The sequence below is a fragment of the Telluribacter humicola genome (assembly GCF_017355935.1).
GTDB lineage: Bacteria > Bacteroidota > Bacteroidia > Cytophagales > Spirosomataceae > Telluribacter > Telluribacter humicola.
Genome location: NZ_JAFIQT010000004.1, coordinates 99,054 through 118,080, shown reverse-complemented (window position 1 = coordinate 118,080; position 19,027 = coordinate 99,054). Strand labels below are relative to the sequence as shown.

The following is a 19,027-nucleotide window of genomic DNA, read 5'->3' as shown; positions in this document are numbered from 1 at the left end:
GTTAAAGGGTTACATTCAGGCCAAGAGTGTAACTTTTTGGCATCGGCGTACTTCCTGATTCGGGGTCCCAGTGTGGCCATTTAGTAAAGGTCATTATATTGCGGAGTGCCCCAAATACCCGTACATTACTAAGCCGCATTTTTTGAGCAAGTGCAGAAGGTACATTGTAAGCTAGTGTTACATCCTGAACTCTGACAAAAGAACGAGGCTTGAATATCCTTAGGCCTCCACCATACCCGCTTGTGTTAAGATCAAGTCTGGCGTAATCGTTGATTGGGTTCTCAGGAGTCCAGTAAGGGACCGGCCCGACATTTCTGTTTGTCCGGTCATTTGATTCGTAGCCACCTAACAGGGCATTAGAATACGAACCCATGTGGCCAAGGTCCGCCCGAAGGAATACGGATGAAGTGAAATTCTTCAGAAAGGTAAAATCATTGCTTAAACCGAAGCGATACCTTGGACTCGTGTAGCCAATGAACTGTTTATCAACTAATTCATTGTAGATCCCATCCTGGTCTACATCAACTCCTTTAAAATCACCTGGTCGCATCCCGTATTCAGCAGCTTTTGCAGCTTCATCTACCTGCCATACACCTAGAAGTTCATAATCCCATATTACATCAATCGGCTGTCCGGGGAACCACTGGTTCGTAAAATCAGGGATTTCACCAGTACGGGTTTCTCCTAGTAGCCTGTATTCACCTACATCACCGAATAGTTTCTTGATCTTATTTCTATTAAATGAGAAAACCAGATTTGTCCTCCACTTGAAGTTTCTTTCGTTAATATTCACCGTATTGATAGTCATCTCGAATCCCTTGTTTCCCAATTCTCCTAAGTTTGACGTGATATTGGCAAATCCGGTAATACTGGGCAGATTACGGTTCATCAGCAAGTCGCGGGTAGTCATGTCGTAGTAATCGAGAGTCAGATCAATTCGATTGGCAAATAGACTCATGTCAAGACCAAAATTGACTGACTGCGTTCTTTCCCAACGTAACGATGTATTGGCTAATGACGAGTTGAACACACCTATCCGGGGGCGGGTCCCATCAAACCATAGATTAGAATTGATTCTGGCCAAAGAGGAGTAGATACCTATATCACGGTTACCGTTCACTCCCCAGGAAGCCCGTAGCTTTAACTGATTGATAGGTTCAAAATTAAAAAACTCCTCCTCCGATATTCGCCAGGCAAAGGCAAGGGCAGGGAAAGTGGCCCTTTTGTTCTGTTCTCCAAAAGCGGAGTACCCATCCCTACGTATCGATGCAGTTAATAAATACCTATCAGCAAATGTATAATTCAGACGTGCCATTAATGCATCGCCAGTACTTCTATAATCATCATTGGATACTGCAGGTCCATCCCCAAATTGTAAACCATGATATCCTAGCTGCTGACTCGGAGAAAAGTTTTTGTTCGTTTGTATAGAAGACCATCTGTTGGTCTCTTCCACATTGTAAAGTAGAGTAACATCAAAATTATGTAATCCCACATCTCTATTCCATGTAATCAAGTGATCTATCATCCACTCGTAATGTGAATATTCCTCCCTTGATCCCTGGCTTATATCAGACGGCAACCCACCCAGACGTATATCCGTTGAAGTAAACGAAAGATCTTTCATTGTCTCATATCGAGGCTGGAAAGATATTTTATAGTTAATCCCAAGGGGCAGCTTTACATTAGCATAAATATTTGAAAAAAGATTGTTCGTTTTTTTGAGTCTGTCTTTACGATAATAATCCAGCAAAGGGTTATCTGTATGACCATGAGGGAGCCTAATCAAATTGCCCTGATCATCAAACATCTGACCATAGGGACTATTAGAATAGAAGTTTAAACTTGCCGGTACCGAGCTTTCATCCCGGTCAGAGAACTGAGCATTGATCCCTGCATTCAACCATTTTGAGATTTCATAATCCACATTGATCCGTGAACGTACCGCTGAGAATTTATCACCCAGTATTATGCCCTCATTATTGAGGTATCCAAGGGACCAATAGTATCTGATTTTATCAGTACCACCACCAATACTAACGTCGTAGTCCTGTCGGAGACCTTTTGTCATTACTTCATTATACCAGTCGGTCGTTTTATTCTCTACATAATTTTTTTGTTCTATATCAAAGAACCGCATGCGGGCCATCCATTCCCTGGTGTTATCAGCCTGTGGGTTAGTACTTAAACCACGCCACTGATCTATGCTCAGTCCAGAAGGTAATTGATCAGGATGGGTATAAAAATCGTAAGGTATAGATGGGAAAACGGTTCTGAAAAAATCTTGTCGAAACTTTATGTATTCTTCGGCATTGTATGGTCTTCTGGCCCTTGTCGCCTCCGCCACACCAACCCGGGCAGTAAAATTGATAGTAGGGGTACCTGACTTACCTTTCTTGGTAGTGACAAGTATTACTCCGGAAGCAGCCCGGGAACCGTACACAGCGGCAGAACTGGCATCTTTTAAAATATCGATAGTTTCAATATCATTGGGGTTAATATCTAGTAAACTACCTTTATATATAACCCCGTCCAACACGACCATGGGAGAAGATCCGGCACTTAAAGAGTTGGGGCCCCGAATTTCCATAGAGCCGCCACCCGCTGCTGAAGTACCCTGGTTAGAGGCAAAACCAGCCACCCTTCCAGAAAGCATTTCTGTCAACTGTGAGACAGACTGATTTTGAAAAGTCTCCGCGTTGACACGAACTACAGACCCAGTTAGATCACTCTTCTTAGCTGTTCCATAGCCAATTACAACCATTTCTTCGAGGGCTTTGGTATCAGAGGAAAGGATTACATCTAGCCGGGTTTGGTTACCTACTTCTACTTCCTGAGAAACATAGCCAACAAAGGAAAATATAAGGGTGGAGCTACCATCAGGTATTTCAATCTGATAGGTACCGCTTGCATCTGATGTGGTGCCCCGAGTGGTACCCTTAATAACAATACTCACCCCCGGAAGTCCGGCGCCGGTTTCATCCGTTACCGTTCCTCTGAGCAATCTTTCAACGCTAGTAATTATAGTTTTGGCTTCTATTTTAGAGGTCGTAATAGTAGGTCTGAGATTGGTCGGGAGTGTATGATCTTTCACAGTGTTACGAGCCTCAGAGTTTTTTAAAGGTGTAGGCTTAGGTGTACTGGGCTTGGCTGGTAATAATACATAGCCGCCCCCTTTCAACTTTTTGTATTGAAGGTTTACCGTTGGAAGTACCTTATCTAAAACAGATTCTAACTGTTCATTTTCTTTAATCTCTACATCAAAAGTTTTACTCTCTACTAACGTCTTCTCATATACGAAGTTAGTCTTGTACTTTAGTTCTAACTTGCTTAGTAAAGAAATGAGACTATTAGACTCCTGTGTCGCCACCAGACCTTTGTCTTTAGACTGGTTGAAAGCAAAAAGTTGCTGTGCATGCATTTTCTGCACTCTACCCAGGCATAGAGCCAGGGTAAAAGCACAATAACAGAGATAAATTTTTTTCATACTATCATCAGGGAATAGAAATTTGTACTGTTTAACGGTCAAACGTGGCAGGGAAGCTTTTATCCCGGTTTTTACAGTAAATTTTTCTTTTTATTCCACTAATTGCAGTTGATGCAGAACAAAATGTAACGAAGTGGCTGATTACCGAAATAAATATCCATCCTGAGTCTTTTCCAGATTTGCATTCAGAATGATAGAGAAGTTTTCCAGGAAGTGGTTTTGATCCTTTACCAGGAGCTTGCCAGAAAGTTTTTTATTTAATAAGGAAGAGTCGGCAAAGTATAATTTCAGGCCATAGGTGTCATTCATTATTTCAACAATTTCTGAGACAGGTTTATCGTCCATTATTAATATGGACTCCTTCCATGAGTCATAGAGTTGAGGCTGTACGGTTTTTAGCTGCACCTGGTTATCGTCTTTAACAATAGCCATTTGCCCAGGTCTCATGACTATATTTCGATGAGTTGCTGATATGAGTTGTACGTTTCCCTCAGCTAGTACAACCTGCGTTTTTTCTCTGCGGGTGTTAACATTAAACTCTGTTCCTAGTACCTCTACCTGGGTCTCAGGGGTATGGACGATAAATTTTACATCCTTACTTTTGGAAACTTTAAAATAGGCTTCGCCCTGGAGCCAAACTTCTCTGACTTTATTCTCTGCAATATTCTCAATAACCTTTAGCTCAGATCTGGCATTTAAGGTAACCACAGTGCCATCTGCTAACTTGATTTCCTGAATAAGTCCGTAGGGAGTTGTATAGGTCAGGGTAGATGGTTGCTTCTGATAGAACCAAAATCCTACCAAAAGAAAAAGAATAACCGAAGCGGCAGCTAGATATGGGATTGGCCTCCACTGGTAGAAAGGCCGGGAGGGCTTCTCAATATCCTCCCAGATACGGTGTTTCAGACGAAGCAAATCCTGCTCATCTGGCTCATTCTCTGAAAAACGAAAAACTTTGATGTACTCCAGAGCAAGTTGTATCTCTTCTGCTTTGTGAGGGTAGGCTTCCAAAAAAGACATCCAAAAAAGATCAGAATCCGGAGTTGGAGAAGTTGCCCAGCTTATGAAATAGGCATCTTTACAAAACTCTTCAACATCATAGTGCGAGTACTGCATTAGAGAGATCACAGTTTTTAATTGTAAATGTATTATTGGATGACTTGTCCCGTTTTTAGTTAAGGGGTAGAAAAAATAAATTTACTAAACTACCTAAACTTACTCCTAAGACGCCCTCTTTTAGAAATGATATATTTACATAATCCCTTAATGTTTTCAAAGCTATGTTTAATGTGTTGTAGACACTCTTCATAGAAATATTCATTACTTCGGCTACTTCCTGATGTGAGAGCCCCTTCATATATACCAAATATAAGATTTCCTTTTGGCGCTTTGGTAGCTTATTTAGCGCTGTAACTACCATCTGTTTCTGATGTACAAGGACTTGCTCTTCTATCCACTGTGACTCAAATGATTGTACTGTAAATTCAGCCTGATTAAAGGTAGTCTCCTCTGAAGTGAATTTATTTTGCTTTTGTATCGAGTCAAGCAGACGGTTTCGAAGTGCTCTATATAGATAAAATCGGATGTTGTTAGTAGGGCTAAGCTTGTGCTTTTGATGATGTAGATGTAGAAACAATTCATGAAGACAGTCCTCGACCAACTGTTTATTCCTGACGAGGTTGTACCCGTATCGATACAAGTCGGCTGCAAATAACTCATAAATTTTCGCATATGCCTTAGTATTTCCACTGCGAAAGTCATTCCATAAACTAAGATGCTCTTCAGGTGTTAAATACATAACTTATATAAGGTATAGTACAAATGGCTAACTATGTAGTATGAAATGACCCCATGAACTACTAATGCGTTATTATTCAATAGGTTAATGATGTTCCATATCACTAACTGCGAATGAATGTCAAATAGAATTCTTAAATACAAATAGATATGACTGGTAAAAATTCTCATATTACCTGATGGACTTCCATATGCGGCGGTAACTCTGGCAATAGTGCACCCACTGTACAAGTCAGTACTTCTAGAAGGTAATGACCCTAGCAATCCCTTTCACTATTTTATATAGGTAAGCCATGAATAGATCAATACTACTGAACCTTGTATTCTATAAACTATAAAACCAAAGTCGCTGAAGTACTTGCCTCTCATGCAGTCACAGGTAATTGATGAGACCAGTAGAGTAGTGTCCTGTTTTAAAATGGAACAGTATAATGTAAAATCAACAAGTGGAAGTAGGATTATCTACCGCAGATAACTATGGCATGGTTATAAACCATCCTGTACAAAGCAGGAAAGGTACCTTCAGAAGCAGATGAACAGGATAACAATTTCAGTATTTATAAGAATTCTCCTAAATTGACACCCCACTTAACTCAGCTACATGAACCTACTTTTTCTGCATATTTCGCTCTTGTTTTTGAATTTTTTTAATGATTACAGGAGTACTTACCTCTGCAAGCAATCCACTGTGGATGTAGGCTGGATCAACGTAAATGAAACCAAACTAAAAGACAGTACTCAACGCAAAGAGAATCCGGTCATACCTGGTGACTTTGCCGATCCCTCTGTTATTCGTGTGGGAAATACCTACTATGCGACAGGTACTTCATCTGAGTGGGCGCCGCATTTTCCTCTTTTTCAATCCACTGATCTGCTACACTGGCAGCCTATTGGTTATATATTCTCGAAAACACCTACCTGGGCATCCTCTTCGTTTTGGGCGCCTGAACTTTTCTACCGGAATGGTACCTACTTGGCATACTATGTAGCCCGCAAAAAAAGTGACGGTATATCCTGTATTGGAGTGGCCACATCCACTGATCCGGCCAAAGGTTTTACCGATCAGGGTATCCTACTGGAATATGGCAAAGAAGCCATTGATCCGTTTGTGGTAGAAGAAGGAGGGCAGTTGTTTATAACCTGGAAAGCGTACGGACTGGACCAGCGGCCGATTGAAGTAGTAGGTGCCCGGCTGTCGGATAACGGTCTCAAAGTAGTTGGAGAGCCATTCATGCTGTTGCGTGATGACGCGAAAGTAGGGCTGGAAGGGCAGTGCCTGGTGAAGCGGGATGGCTACTACTACCTTTTTTTTTCGCCGGGTAACTGTTGCGGTCGGGGATGCAGCTATAAGGTGGAAGTGGCTCGGGCAACCTCGCTCCAAGGCCCTTATACCCGGTATTCTGAGAACCCGATCCTCTCCGAGACGGAGGACTGGAAATGTACCGGTCATGGTACCCTTGTCACCTCCAGCGAAGGGAAAGACTATTACCTATACCATGCTTATAGTAAAGGGGACGATGTCTATACCGGCAGGCAGGGGATGCTGGGTGAGGTGGTTTGGAACACCTCAACTGGCTGGCCTAATATAAAACCTTTGGGAGAGAAAGTCACTATTAAAGAGAAGTTACGGGATGATTTTTCGGAGACTTCACTGGCCGGTGACTGGCAGTGGGATTTCAGACATGCCCAGCCGGAGTGGAAGGTAGAAAGGGGAGCTTTGCATTTTTCGGGACAACCAACTACAGGTAACCTGACAGGCACCGCTATGACTATCCGGCCCTTGACTGGGAATTATGAAATGACAACCGAAGTAATCAACAACAATATTTCTCTTAAAGGACTGGTGCTTTATGGCGATGCAGGACAATCGGTTGGTATTGGAGTTACTGATACTAAGATACAGGTATGGGAGGTTAAGAAAGATAAGAGGACGGTATTGAAGGAAGAAAAACGATCCGAGAATGGCCAGGTACAGTTAAAAATGAAAGTGGAGAAAGGGTACCAAATAAGGTTTTATTGGAGCAATGACGGAAAAGGCTGGAAGGAAGTGGAAACAGGCCCAACTTATTACAATGGCGATTTTCTGCCACCCTGGGACCGTAGCCCCCGTCCCGGCCTGATGCAGAACGGAACAGCCCCGGCGGCATTTGGTTATTTCGAGATCAGGTACCTATAGTAATAATAGATGGGTTCAAACTATCCTAAAGCTTTTACAACACGTACCGTTTAAAACCTAGCTATGTTTCCATCCGGGATTATTATAGCTGAAATAACGGTCCAGTCCAATACTGATACAACCAGTGCCTTCCATTGTTACCGGGCCTCACAGTTTGAACGTATCAATCTGGTAAATTAGCCTTCTAAGGACAAGCTACCCGCATGAACGCATCAGACCGGAAGGTTGATGTGCTGGAAAGAACGGGGCTCACAGGCTTTGATGGCTGCCGCTCTGTTTAAAATCAAACCATTTTTGGGTAAGAACTTCCCTTACTGACCTTAAGGTTATAAGCTTTATTCTTCTGCTACGCAAGGAGCCCCACGCAGTACCTAGCTTGCAGAACTGTCCGAGAAAGCATAACCTACCGATTATGAACCGACGTTTGTTTTTACAGAACTCCCTGGCCGGAAGTCTTTCTCTGGCTGGTATACCGGCTGCTCTGTTTCTGCCCGAAGAAAACGTTCCCGTGCAGCGGATTACCGATGGCAACCATTTCTGCTGGTTTGGCTACTACGACAAGTTTCAGACCGATCCCTCCGGGCGCTACGTACTGGGACAACGGGTTTCCTTTGAGGGACGCAGCCCCGAAGTGAACGACGTGCTTTCCATTGGGATGATTGATTTGCAGAATAAAAATCAATGGATAGAACTGGGTACCTCGCACGCCTGGGGCTGGCAGCAGGGATGCATGCTGCAGTGGGTACCCGGCTCAGAGGAAGAAGTCATCTGGAACGATCGGGCCACACCTGGCCGGGAAGGAGACCGGTACGTCAGCCGGGTGTATAATATACGCACCCAAAAAAGCAGGACGTTGCCGAAGGCTATTTATGCCCTGGCCCCCAACGGCCAGTTTGCAGTAGGTACGGAGTTTAATCGTATTCAAAACCTGCGGCCCGGCTACGGCTACGCCGGAGTACCTGACCCCTATCAGGCCAAAAAGTCGCCGGCCGAAATCGGGCTGTACCGCCTGGACCTGAAGACTGGCAAAAGCAAGCTTTTGATTTCTATCGCTGAGATGGCCCAAACGCCGCATCAGGGTCAATCGGTGGCGGATAACTGGCACTGGTTCAACCACCTGCTGGTGAGTCCGGATAGTGAGCGGGTTGAGTTTCTGCATCGCTGGCGCAACGTACTGGCTGACCGGCAACGCATGGCTACGTCTGATTTTGTGACCCGTATGGTTACCGCCCGGGTAGACGGCAGCGACAGGTACATTGTTGACCCTTCGGGTAACTCCTCGCATTTTGTGTGGCGTGACCCGGAGCATCTGCTGGTCTGGACGAAGCCCATTGGAAAAGAATGGGGATTCTGGTTACTGAAAGACAAAACGCAGGAAAGCAGCCATATCGGGGAGGAGAAAATGCCCGTCAATGGCCATAATACCTATGTACCTAACACCAATAACGAGTGGGTACTCAATGATACCTATCCCAATCAGGAACGTATACAAACCCTGTACCTCTACCACATTCCCACCGACCGTAGGGTAATCCTTGGGAAATTTCTTTCGCCTCCTCAGTACAAAGGGGAGTGGCGTTGTGACCTCCATCCCCGCTGTAATCAACAGGGTACCCAGGTCTTTTTTGACTCGACGCATGAGAAACTAGGGCGCCAGATGTACAGCATAGATATAAGTAAGATTGTCAGACAAGAGTAAGATCTGAGGGAATCCAAAAACGGCTGCACCTGCCACTTAGAGTACCGCTTCTTTCCAGGTATTGTACTTCTTCCGGATGGCCTGTAACTGGGTACGCCAGCTGAGATCATTAATCAGGTTTGTAGTTTCCAACCGGTCCTTCTTCAGGTCGTACAGCTCCTCGTAGTTATGTTCATAAAAATTCATGTACTTCAGCGTTTTGCTTACTACACCTCCGACCTTAGGTATTTTGGGGCTTCCCATAAAGGTATGTTCATAGTAGAACTCCTCGCGGTTACCTTTTTTGCCTTTCGAAGTAACCAGTTCGACCAGGTCAATGCCCTGCATGGTTTTAGGTACTTCTACTCCGGCCATTTTAAGGATAGTAGGTGCTACATCAATATTAAGCGCGATTTGTTCTACTGATTTATTTCTCAACTGCGGGTTACGTGGATCATACACGATCAGAGGTACCCGAATAGATTCCTCGTGGCCATACCACTTACCGGCTAACCCGTGTTCGCCCAGATAAAAACCATTGTCCCCCATAAAGATAATGATGGTGTTCTGAGCCAGTCCCTTAGCTTCGAGAGTAGCTACCAGATTACCCACTACCTCATCGACACCACTGAGTAGGCGATAGTAGTTGCGGACACTTTCCTGGTACATCCGGTTATTTTCAAACCTCAGGTGCCACCTTTCGCGTGCGATATTCTGCTCGGTTCGAAAGAAGTCAGGAAAAGACTGCCAGTATTTGGGGGCAGCAGTCAGAGGTTGAGCGATGGAGTCACCCGCATACATGGGCTTGTAGCGAGGCTGAATAATAAACTGCCGGGGATCATTGTCCTGTACGTGCGGCGCCTTAAAGCTAACCGACAGACAAAAGGGTTTTTGACTATCCGCAGTCTCCATGAACCGGGCTATGTCTCCGTTGATTTTGTCGGTGTGGTGCAGATAGTTTCCCTGCTCATCTTTCATCTCGTAGTCGGGTTGTCCCTTTTCCGAACCAGCCCAGAAATCGAACAGGTGGGCTGGTTGCTCCTTAGGTGATCCTACTCCGTACTTGCCAATGAACCCTACCTGATACCCTGCTTTTTTCAGAAGCATGGGGTAAGTCTGCGCCAGAGCCTGCGGCTTGAAACCGGTATTAAAATCTTCAATGCCGTGTCGGGACATATACTGTCCGCTAAGCATACTAGCCCGGCTAACGCAGCAGATAGAAGTGGTGACATAGGCATTCTTAAAGAGTACTCCTTTAGAAGCCAGTTTATCAAGATGGGGCGTTTTTATAAGTTTATTGCCCATACATCCCAATGCATCCCACCGGTGGTCGTCGGTAAGCAGATATATAATATTGGGTTTAGCCGCTGCTGTCTTTGTGGAAGCAGGGGCAGAAGTCTGCAAAAAGAACCAACCCAACCCAAGCAAAGGGAGTGTCAGGATTGTGAGATAGCCAGGCTTTATCATATAATAACTGGATTAGTTTGACCGGTTAGCGGATAGTTCAGAAAAATAGGAGGCAGGGCGCAGACTATCCTTATTGTCATAAGTGTAGTTGTAATGTTTCATGTAGTTATCGGCCGGCATAAAGATGTCTTTTGTTTCTTTCAGCTTCTGACTCAGCATTTTCTCCAACTTAGCCTGCAAGGCCTTGTGTTCAGGCTTATTGATCAGGTTATTATGCTGGTAGGGATCTTCCTGGTTGTCGTAGAGGAGCTATGGACCGTTGAGCTTACGGACGTAGGACCTATACATAACAGCGTTGTCATTTGTGTCAAAGAGAGGTTTTACGCCATTGCGCTGCGATTAGATCTATTTTTTCCTGATATATTTCTATCCTTCTTTATCTAAAGACAAACTTGCAGCCGTTTATACGTACAAAGAATGAGTTTATTTTTTTAAATTATGAAATTGATTTGTAGTACATCTGTTTGTTGAGCCAGTTGCCATAACGGATTCATTTAGAAGAGGCTATGGGACCAGATTAAGTAGTTCATAAGCTCAGTCTATTCAATAGGTGTATTGATCCCATCAAAGCTAAATGTGTAGGCTATGGTACCCATTCATAGGTAGAGGCTGGTCTTTGGAGGTGGTGAATAATTCTCCCTTCTGAGCCTTCTTTTGAAAACTCCTCAAGGGGATTAGGGTAAAATAGACGTGCCGTGTCATAGAAAAGTCGCAGGATTGACGCTATTCTGATACTGATTGCTGTTTACCTTTGAGCAAAACAAGGTACCTATGGAAACTACCACACTAGCCAACAGAATCAGCTCCTTACGTAAGAGCCGAGGACTTTCGCAGGAAGAATTAGCCGAAAGATCTTCTATCAGCCTAAGGACATTACAAAGGATCGAAAGCGGAACAACCCAACCCCGTGGTCACACCCTGCGCCTGCTGGCAGAAAGTCTTGATACGTCCGCTGAAGACCTTCAGGCTTATACATCTAGTCAGGATAAAACCTTCCTGCATATAATGAACTTGGCCTCCCTGGCCTTCTGGCTCTTTCCACTGGCCAATCTCCTGCTTCCCTGGGTACTCTGGATGATGAAGAAAGATACGGTCGATGGGGCTGAGCAGCTTGGGCGGCGAATCCTTACGTTTCAGCTGGCGTGGTCCATTCTTACCTACGGCATCGTCCTTGTTTTTCTATTTAGTGCCTTCACCGGACTACCCGAAACGATGCCCTGGCTCGGTATCGTAGCTGGAATGCTCATCGTAGTACTTTATTTGATCAATTCAGTGCTTATACTGTTAGCTACTGTCCGGATTAACCGGGGAGATGAGCAAGTATATTGGTTTAATCGTCCAAAAATCAGTGGCTTCTCCTATAAGTAATTCGCCGGTGCCGTTTTCCTGACCATTTACTACTTCTATATCCATGAAAACAATCCTTTCTATTACTATTTTTCTGGTTATTACGCTAACTTCCTATACCGTTTATAGCCAGTCAAAAGAAATGGCTGCCACCATTGATTTTAAGCCTGTCAAGGCTAAGATCTATACCGGTGATAGTATTTCGTGTGAAATGGGAACATTGGATGTGCCCGAAAACCGGCTGGCCACCCATGGCAATAAGATTGAATTGGCTCTTTTGAAACTCAAATCCCTCAGTCCGGCCCCCTCTTACCCCATTGTCTTTCTTGCCGGCGGACCCGGAGAGTCGGGGATTAGCTACTTAGAGGAGAAGTACTTTCAGATGTTGGTATTGCAACTACAAAAAAACCATGATGTAATTCTGCTGGATCAACGTGGATGTGGCCGGTCCCAGCCATCGCTCGTATTTAAAATTCCTGCTACACCGGACGGCAAGGAGATATTTCTCTCCAAAGAAAAGCTTATAAAAGTGGCTCAGGAAGCATCGGTGATAGGGGCTGCTGAATTGAAGTCGAGAGGAATTGACATCAACGGCTATAACACCATTCAAAATGCTGATGACCTCAACGACCTGCGCATGGCGCTGGGTGCCAAAAAGATCAAACTCCTGGGTTTTAGCTACGGTACGCACCTGGCCCTGGCCGCCGTCCGGAAGTATCCTGCCTTTATTGAGGAGATGGTGCTGCTGGGTACTTCGGGACCTGACCACATGCATCATTTGCCTTCTACATACGACAGGCAGCTCACAAAGATAGCCGAGTTGGCTAGCCAGGATGTAGCCGTCAATCAACAGGTACCTGATATGGTACTGCTGCTGAAAAAGGTACTGGCTAAACTGGAAAGGGAGCCGATAACGCTGGCAGTAACCAATTACAAAACCAAAGAAGTAGTCACTATTCCGGTAGGTAAGTTTGGCCTGCAGATGATCCTGCGGCTGGATGCCGGCGACAGCAATGATTTCATCAACTTTCCTGCTATGCTGTACGGGATTGATAAGGGCCAGTATGAGTTGTTTCAGCAGTACGTTGAAAAGCGCTTCAATCAGTTGAACGGCGGCTATGGCTCGGGTATTTCGGTCATGCGGCTGGCTTCCGGAGCTACCGAACAACGCTATCGCCAGATTGAGCGTGAAGGGAAGTCGGCTTTACTTGGAAACTCCATGAATACACCGGATATCTATTCAGGTAGCCCCTGGGGTAATCTGGACTTAGGAGATGCGTATCGGGCACCAGTGAAAAGCAAAGTACGTACCTTGTTTATCAGCGGAACCATGGATAGCAACACACCCCCATCTAATGTGGAGCAACTCCTGCCGGGATTTGCTAATGCGAGCCACGTACTGGTTCAGAACGCTGGCCATGAAAGCACACTAGCCGATGAAAAGGTACAGCAACTGATAGTAGGCTTCTTTTCCAATGAACCTATCAAATCAGAGACACTAGCCATGCCAGCGCCAAAATTCAGACCGGTGGTACTCCCTCCTGTGAAGCAAAATTAAGAAGAAGCCTATGACTGCTTTCCTGATGTGGTAACCGGTCTACTCAGTGCAGATAAAATAGAAGCATCTTATGCATAAAAAGAGCAGGTCGTAAGTAATCAGGAGGAATATGATAACACAGGTCGCTGAAGAATTATGATTTATAGGTCTGGAAATGAAAAAGACCATCACACCGGATGGCCTGTATTAAAGGATAAGAAAGTTAAGATGCCCATTTGATTGTACAGCCTATAGCTTTAGTTTTAGAGATTTCCGGAGTTTTGTTGTTCTCAAGAGCCTTGATGGCATCCTCTACATAAAATTTATCCGCACTTTCGGCATCCCTGGCATTATTATCAATCGAGCCAATATATACAACCTTACGATCTTTATTTAACACATAAACATGTGGAGTATTCGTAGCTCCGTATGCTTTGGTTATCTCCTGGGTTTTATCCTGAACGTATGGGAATCTATATCCTTTTTCTTTGGCTTGTACAATCATCTCGTCATATGAATCGCCAGGCTCTTCTGATTCGTCATTTGGATTGATAGCAATAACTGGATATCCTTTATCTGCGAATTTCTTATGCAGCTCAATAATCCGCTCTTCATACATGGCGGCATAAGGGCATGTATTGCAGGTAAAAATAACGATATACCCTTTGGCATTTTCATAATTAGCCAATGATACCATTTTCCCATTTACATTCTTTAATTGGAAGTCACGTGCCGTGTCACCGGGCATATATCCGCCTGGGATATCGCTAACCTGATAGTCACTATCGGAAGATGTACAGGCAAAAAAGGTTAGCAGCGAAAAAATAACTACAAGATTTACGTATTTCATAGCCCTGTTCAATTTAAGAGTTTATTAATGTGTGTCTCTAATTCTGCTTTTGTGAGTTCTTTACCAAGAAAGATTCTTTGATCGGTTGAATTACGGACAAGAAGGGTCGCAGGAAGGGCTCCCGTCCAGGAAGGATCAACCTTATCAATGTATAGATTTGGATCTGATTCATCCAGAAGCCATACGGTGGAACTTAATTTTTTACGTTGTAATAATTTATTAACCTTAGAAAGCTGGTCCGGAAAATCAAGGCTTACAAGCAGTACCTCAACTTTATCCGGATCATAGGTATACCGTAGAGAGTCTATAAATGGCAACTCCTTTATACAAGGTGCACACCAGGTAGCCCAGAAATTTATAACTTTTACCTTATCGTCAGTACTTGTAGTAATATATTCCTGAAGCTCAGGAAATTTGATCACTTTCTCAGATTGGAAGTCACGTGCCGTGTCACCAACTACATGTTTGCCTGCGGTACCGCTACCCTGATAATCGCCATCAGAAGATGTACAGGCAGCAAAAGTTAGTATTGAAAAAACAACTACCAGATTTACGTTTTTCATAGGCTTGATCATTTTAAAAGTTTATTAATAGGTGTCTCAAGTGTCGCATCAATTTTATCTCACTTGTAAGGCCACTTTCTCCGGAATCAACAACCGCATGTGCGGACCTACTTTTTTAACTTCATAGATTATCCAACACCTCGCGGTACCCCCGCCCGATGGGAATGGATACGCCCTGTACCTCCACGTACTCGGCAGTGAAAGAGTCAATCTTGTTGATGGATACGATGAAAGATCGGTGAATGCGACGGAAAAGGTGGGGCGGGAGCAGCGTTTCGATCTCGTGCGTACTCATCTTCGAGAGGTAGCTGCTGCGCGTCGTCACAATCTTGATGTACTCGCGCTGACTTTCGATGTACAGGATGTCTGCCAGCAGGATTTTGACCTTCTTCTTCTGCACGTTTAGAAACAGGTAGTCTTTACTATCTCCGCCTTCGGTTAGCCTGCTTTGGATCGCTTCGGGAGTTTTGACCTTATTTACCGCAACCAGAAATCGTTCAAACTCAAAGGGCTTCAGTAAGTAGTCTGTCACATTCAGGTCAAATCCTTCGACGGCGTACTGGTGATAGGCAGTAGTAATAATGACCGCTGGCGGGTGCGCCAGCGTCTTCAGGAAAGCCATGCCTTTCAGCCGGGGTAGGTGGATATCCAGAAACATCAGATCCACGGTATGCTGCCGAAGGAAGTCGGTAGCCAGGATTGCATCCTTGAAAGTACCACGCAGGTCCAAGAAGGGTACCAGAGCGATGTAATCTGTAAGTACTTTGACGGCCAGTGGCTCGTCCTCAATGATGATGCACCGTAGTTTAGACATAGCTAGCCAGATTGATGTGTAAGGTGGCGGTAAATTCAGCAGTACCTTGTACAACGGACAACTTGTAGTCGGTGTAAAGGATTTCAAGCTGGCGGCGCAGGTTAGAAAGGCCGATGTTTTCCTTCACTCCCCGTTCATCGGGGTTGGCTTCTGATGAGTTTTTGACCACAAAGTCCAGTTGCCGTTGCCTCACAGACAGGTGAATATCCACATAGGGCTCACCCCGGGTTTCGGATACACCGTGTTTGAAAGCATTCTCCACCAGCGGTATCAGCAAGAGTGGTGGCAGGCTCTGCCGTTGATCTTCTACGTCGTAGCTGAAGTTAACCCGCAGCGACTCGTCGTACCTTAGCTGTTCCAGCGCTATGTAGTCATTGATGATTTTCAGTTCCTGCTCAATGGGGATGTACGCCCCGCTGGTTTCATACAGCATGAAACGCAGGATCTTGGACAAGCGCAGGATAGACTCCGGCGCCCGGTCTGACTTGTCGCGTGAAAGTGCGTAGATGTTGTTCAGGGTGTTGAAGAGAAAGTGTGGGTTGGTCTGGGACTTAAGGTAGTTGAGCTCGGCCTGCTGCTTTTCGATACGCAGCTGCTGTGCGGCCTGTCGCAGTTTATAATACACGTAAATATGCTGACAAATCCCGAAAAAGAGGATGGACCCGGCGCTATACCCCATCTGGGTAGATAGGCCTCTTTCAAAGGACGAGTAGTCTCTTTCTCCGATCGAATAGTCGATCAGTGACGTATATATATGAAGGCTTATCCCGAATAGCCGCCAGGCATACAGGCCGAAGGAGTACAGCATCAGGTGTACCCACACCAGCAGAAAACCTACCAGGATTCGTTTCCAGCGCAGACGGAAATAGGGCAAGGTGTACTCAAACAAGATAAAGTTGAGGACTGTCACGTAGGCACAGCGCCAAAGGTTATTCCAGGCTCTGGGTACAAACGTATCGCAATTATTAACCAACTCGCTGAACAGCCACAGGCAGAGGAAAAGGGCCCCGATGCGGACGTATACCAGAAAACGTTCTTTGTCAAAAGTAAGGTTCATGCTGCTAAATACGGGATAATTTTATCATATCCATTTATCGGCAATCCCATCGTCAACAGAATACCATTTTGGGTCAACGAATGGTACTTATGGGTTAAATCCTGCCGTTTGTTTACCCTTACCCGCTGTTTATTGATACCGACATTGAGAGCTCTTTTTTATTCTCTAATCTTGGTTAAACAAAACCCCAGAGTAGTATGAAAAAGAGCTCACTAACCCTTATGGCCTACCTGACGTTAGCAGCTCCATTGCTGGCCCAGGTAGAGCCTGAAGCCGGCCAGTGGAAAACCTGGTTCATTCCATCCGGCGAAGCCTATAAGCTACCCCCACCACCTGCCGCCAAAGTAGAAAATTCTCAGGTTCTGGCCCGGCAGAAGAGTTTGGACGCGGCTGGTCACCAGCAGATCCAATACTGGAACGCGGGCGCCCCCGGCTACCGATGGCAGGAGATGATGGCAAAGCTGTGGATGACCGACACCAGCCGCAATGGTGCCCTGGCCAATATGCTCCTGGGAGTAGCTACTTACGATGCTACCGTGGCCGCCTGGGTATCCAAATATGCCTATAAGCGGCCTCGGCCTTTCGTGGCAGATAGCCGTATCAAGGCCCAGGGTCTTAAGCCTGACAGTCCCTCGTATCCCTGCGAACATTCAGTGGCGGCAGGGGTAGCCTATACCATTATTTCGCGCTTCTACCCGTCCCTGGCCGACTCGGTCAGCCGTATGGCTATGCGGGCTATGGATTCCCGCGTAGCAGCGGGTTACGCTTACCCAAGCGATACCCGCGCGGGCTTCGAATTGGGCAAACGGATAGCTGAAAAAGAACTGGAGCATACCAAAGATTTTGTATACAAAGCAGCCTGGGACGGAAAACGACCCGAAGGTAACAGCCTCTGGACGGGCAAGTACCCCATGGCAGTCACCGCCGGACTGAACAAAACAGTGGCTCTTACCCACGCCGGCCAGTACAGACCCGTTCCACCACCTGATTTTGCGAAGGACATGGCGGAGCTGAAAGCACATAAGCCTACCTTTCGGTCAAAGGCCAACGCCTTTTACTACGCCAGCCAATTTCCGGCCGATGAGATCCTGCACAAAAAGATATTTGAGTACAACCTGCACCTGAACCCACCCCATGCCGCCCGCATGTACGCGGCGGTGGCAATAGGGTACTATGATACTTTTGTGGCCTGCTTCGATGCCAAGTACGCCTACTGGGGCATCCGTCCCGACCAGTACGATACTACCTACCAGCCGCTGGTGCCGACGCCCCCGTTCCCAGGTTATCCTTCGGGACACGCAGCCATGGGTGGTTTGGTGGAAGGCTTATTCTCCTACTTCTTTCCAGCCGATAGGGCCTTGTTTCAGAAAGTAGCTAAGGACGGAGCTGAATCGCGGTTCCAGGCGGGTATTCATTTTCGTACCGACAATGAAGCAGGACTGGAACTGGGCCGGAACGTAGCCGGCGCGGTTATCAAAAAACTAAAAGCGGATGGCGTGCAGGCAGCCGTAACACTGGCGGAAAGCAAGTAGTCATTTATCAATCCAACATAGACTTTAACAAAACCATGAAAAAACTAACTAGTACTCTAAAGATCGCCCTGCTGGGTGTACTACCGCTAATGAACCCCGTTCAAGGTGCAACTGCCCCACAAATCCATACTGACTCTACCCAGACCTCGCCCCGAAAACCGACCCTGCTGGTAGGTATGTATCGCTCTATCCACTCACTGACCATGAATGTACTGGTGGAGAAACCTATAGGTGAAAAGGTGAGTGTTACCCTGCTCAATAAAAAGGGGAAGGTCCTGTGTAAGGAGGTACTTTCGGTGCGGAAGTCCAGGCATTGGCTAAAGCTGAACTTTGCCGAGATTCAGGACGATACGTTCTCGGTAGTTGTGACTAACGGTACCGACCAGATCACAAAGTCCATCCACCTGTCTACCCAGAGGCTCTACGAAATGCCCGCCCGAACCCTGCTGGTGATGAATTAGCGTTGGAATAGGCTACATGTTGTAAAGCTAGTTGAGGAGCTACCTAACTTTGAGAAGTTATAGGTCGATTAAGCAAGGAAAAACTCATAGTCCCTTAAGTCAGTCCTGATTGCTGTTTCCTGCCAAAAAAGGTAGAATCCTTTTATTAAAAAATGTGTATCATAATTACATAAGTAGAGCTTTTGAATGAAACTGATTTGGGCCAGTGGTAGTTACCGTAAAAAACCATGTAATGCATAACGGTACCTCCGTACGTTGCTA

Annotated in this window: 16 protein-coding genes; 7 read left to right on the top strand and 9 right to left on the bottom strand. The window is 45.5% G+C overall.

The genetic code is table 11. The features are described 5' to 3' along the window. Position 1: 1 nt before the first annotated feature. From JUB14_RS18595 to JUB14_RS18585, 3 genes are all read right to left on the bottom strand, one after another. Positions 2-3,487, bottom strand: a complete 3,486-nt coding sequence (locus JUB14_RS18595) for a SusC/RagA family TonB-linked outer membrane protein (protein WP_229368008.1) — start codon at positions 3,485-3,487, stop codon at positions 2-4. A gap of 141 nt (positions 3,488-3,628) precedes the next feature. Next, a complete protein-coding gene (locus tag JUB14_RS18590; RefSeq protein ID WP_207508288.1) occupies positions 3,629-4,603 on the bottom strand; it encodes a FecR family protein in 975 nt (324 codons plus the stop codon). Between the two features lie 55 nt (positions 4,604-4,658). Continuing rightward, positions 4,659-5,285 carry an RNA polymerase sigma factor gene (locus JUB14_RS18585; RefSeq protein ID WP_207508286.1) on the bottom strand — a complete coding sequence of 209 codons (627 nt, stop codon included), beginning with the start codon at positions 5,283-5,285 and terminating at the stop codon, positions 4,659-4,661. Between the two features lie 600 nt (positions 5,286-5,885). Here JUB14_RS18585 and JUB14_RS18580 point away from each other — a divergent pair. Both JUB14_RS18580 and JUB14_RS18575 read left to right on the top strand, forming a co-directional pair. Then, positions 5,886-7,460, top strand: a complete 1,575-nt coding sequence (locus tag JUB14_RS18580) for a family 43 glycosylhydrolase (protein ID WP_207508284.1) — start codon at positions 5,886-5,888, stop codon at positions 7,458-7,460. A 412-nt stretch (positions 7,461-7,872) separates the two neighbouring features. After that, entirely contained in the window at positions 7,873-9,159 is a 1,287-nt protein-coding gene (locus tag JUB14_RS18575) for a hypothetical protein (protein WP_207508281.1), read from the top strand. 36 nt (positions 9,160-9,195) lie between these two features. On the opposite strand, the gene JUB14_RS18570 is transcribed toward JUB14_RS18575, so the two are convergent. Both JUB14_RS18570 and JUB14_RS18565 read right to left on the bottom strand, forming a co-directional pair. After that, entirely contained in the window at positions 9,196-10,605 is a 1,410-nt protein-coding gene (locus JUB14_RS18570; RefSeq protein ID WP_207508279.1) for a sulfatase family protein, read from the bottom strand. 12 nt (positions 10,606-10,617) lie between these two features. Beyond that, positions 10,618-10,785 carry a hypothetical protein gene (locus JUB14_RS18565; protein ID WP_207508277.1) on the bottom strand — a complete coding sequence of 56 codons (168 nt, stop codon included), beginning with the start codon at positions 10,783-10,785 and terminating at the stop codon, positions 10,618-10,620. A 6-nt stretch (positions 10,786-10,791) separates the two neighbouring features. On the opposite strand from JUB14_RS18565, the gene JUB14_RS18560 reads away from it, so the two are divergent. From JUB14_RS18560 to JUB14_RS18550, 3 genes are all read left to right on the top strand, one after another. After that, entirely contained in the window at positions 10,792-10,989 is a 198-nt protein-coding gene (locus tag JUB14_RS18560; protein ID WP_207508275.1) for a hypothetical protein, read from the top strand. A gap of 387 nt (positions 10,990-11,376) precedes the next feature. Continuing rightward, complete coding sequence (locus JUB14_RS18555; protein ID WP_207508273.1) at positions 11,377-11,973, top strand: helix-turn-helix domain-containing protein; 597 nt, start codon at positions 11,377-11,379, stop codon at positions 11,971-11,973. Positions 11,974-12,016: 43 nt separating this feature from the next. After that, positions 12,017-13,510 (top strand): alpha/beta fold hydrolase, encoded by a 1,494-nt coding sequence (locus JUB14_RS18550; RefSeq protein WP_207508271.1) that lies wholly within the window; start codon positions 12,017-12,019, stop codon positions 13,508-13,510. A 202-nt stretch (positions 13,511-13,712) separates the two neighbouring features. On the opposite strand, the gene JUB14_RS18545 is transcribed toward JUB14_RS18550, so the two are convergent. The 4 genes from JUB14_RS18545 to JUB14_RS18530 form a co-directional block, all read right to left on the bottom strand. Next, positions 13,713-14,339, bottom strand: coding sequence for a thioredoxin family protein (locus JUB14_RS18545; RefSeq protein ID WP_207508269.1), 627 nt, complete (start codon positions 14,337-14,339; stop codon positions 13,713-13,715). A gap of 8 nt (positions 14,340-14,347) precedes the next feature. After that, positions 14,348-14,902, bottom strand: coding sequence for a TlpA disulfide reductase family protein (locus tag JUB14_RS18540; protein WP_207508268.1), 555 nt, complete (start codon positions 14,900-14,902; stop codon positions 14,348-14,350). Between the two features lie 121 nt (positions 14,903-15,023). Then, positions 15,024-15,716 carry a LytR/AlgR family response regulator transcription factor gene (locus JUB14_RS18535; RefSeq protein ID WP_207508267.1) on the bottom strand — a complete coding sequence of 231 codons (693 nt, stop codon included), beginning with the start codon at positions 15,714-15,716 and terminating at the stop codon, positions 15,024-15,026. Then, positions 15,709-16,773 carry a sensor histidine kinase gene (locus tag JUB14_RS18530; protein ID WP_207508266.1) on the bottom strand — a complete coding sequence of 355 codons (1,065 nt, stop codon included), beginning with the start codon at positions 16,771-16,773 and terminating at the stop codon, positions 15,709-15,711. The genes JUB14_RS18535 and JUB14_RS18530 overlap by 8 nt, the downstream gene beginning before the upstream one ends. A 197-nt stretch (positions 16,774-16,970) precedes the next feature. Here JUB14_RS18530 and JUB14_RS18525 point away from each other — a divergent pair, with 197 nt between their 5' ends. Continuing rightward, positions 16,971-18,305 carry a phosphatase PAP2 family protein gene (locus tag JUB14_RS18525; RefSeq protein WP_207508265.1) on the top strand — a complete coding sequence of 445 codons (1,335 nt, stop codon included), beginning with the start codon at positions 16,971-16,973 and terminating at the stop codon, positions 18,303-18,305. Positions 18,306-18,340: 35 nt separating this feature from the next. Then, the gene (locus JUB14_RS18520) at positions 18,341-18,766 is read left to right on the top strand and encodes a hypothetical protein (protein WP_207508260.1); all 426 of its coding nucleotides are present in this window, start codon (positions 18,341-18,343) and stop codon (positions 18,764-18,766) included. Positions 18,767-19,027 lie beyond the last annotated feature (261 nt).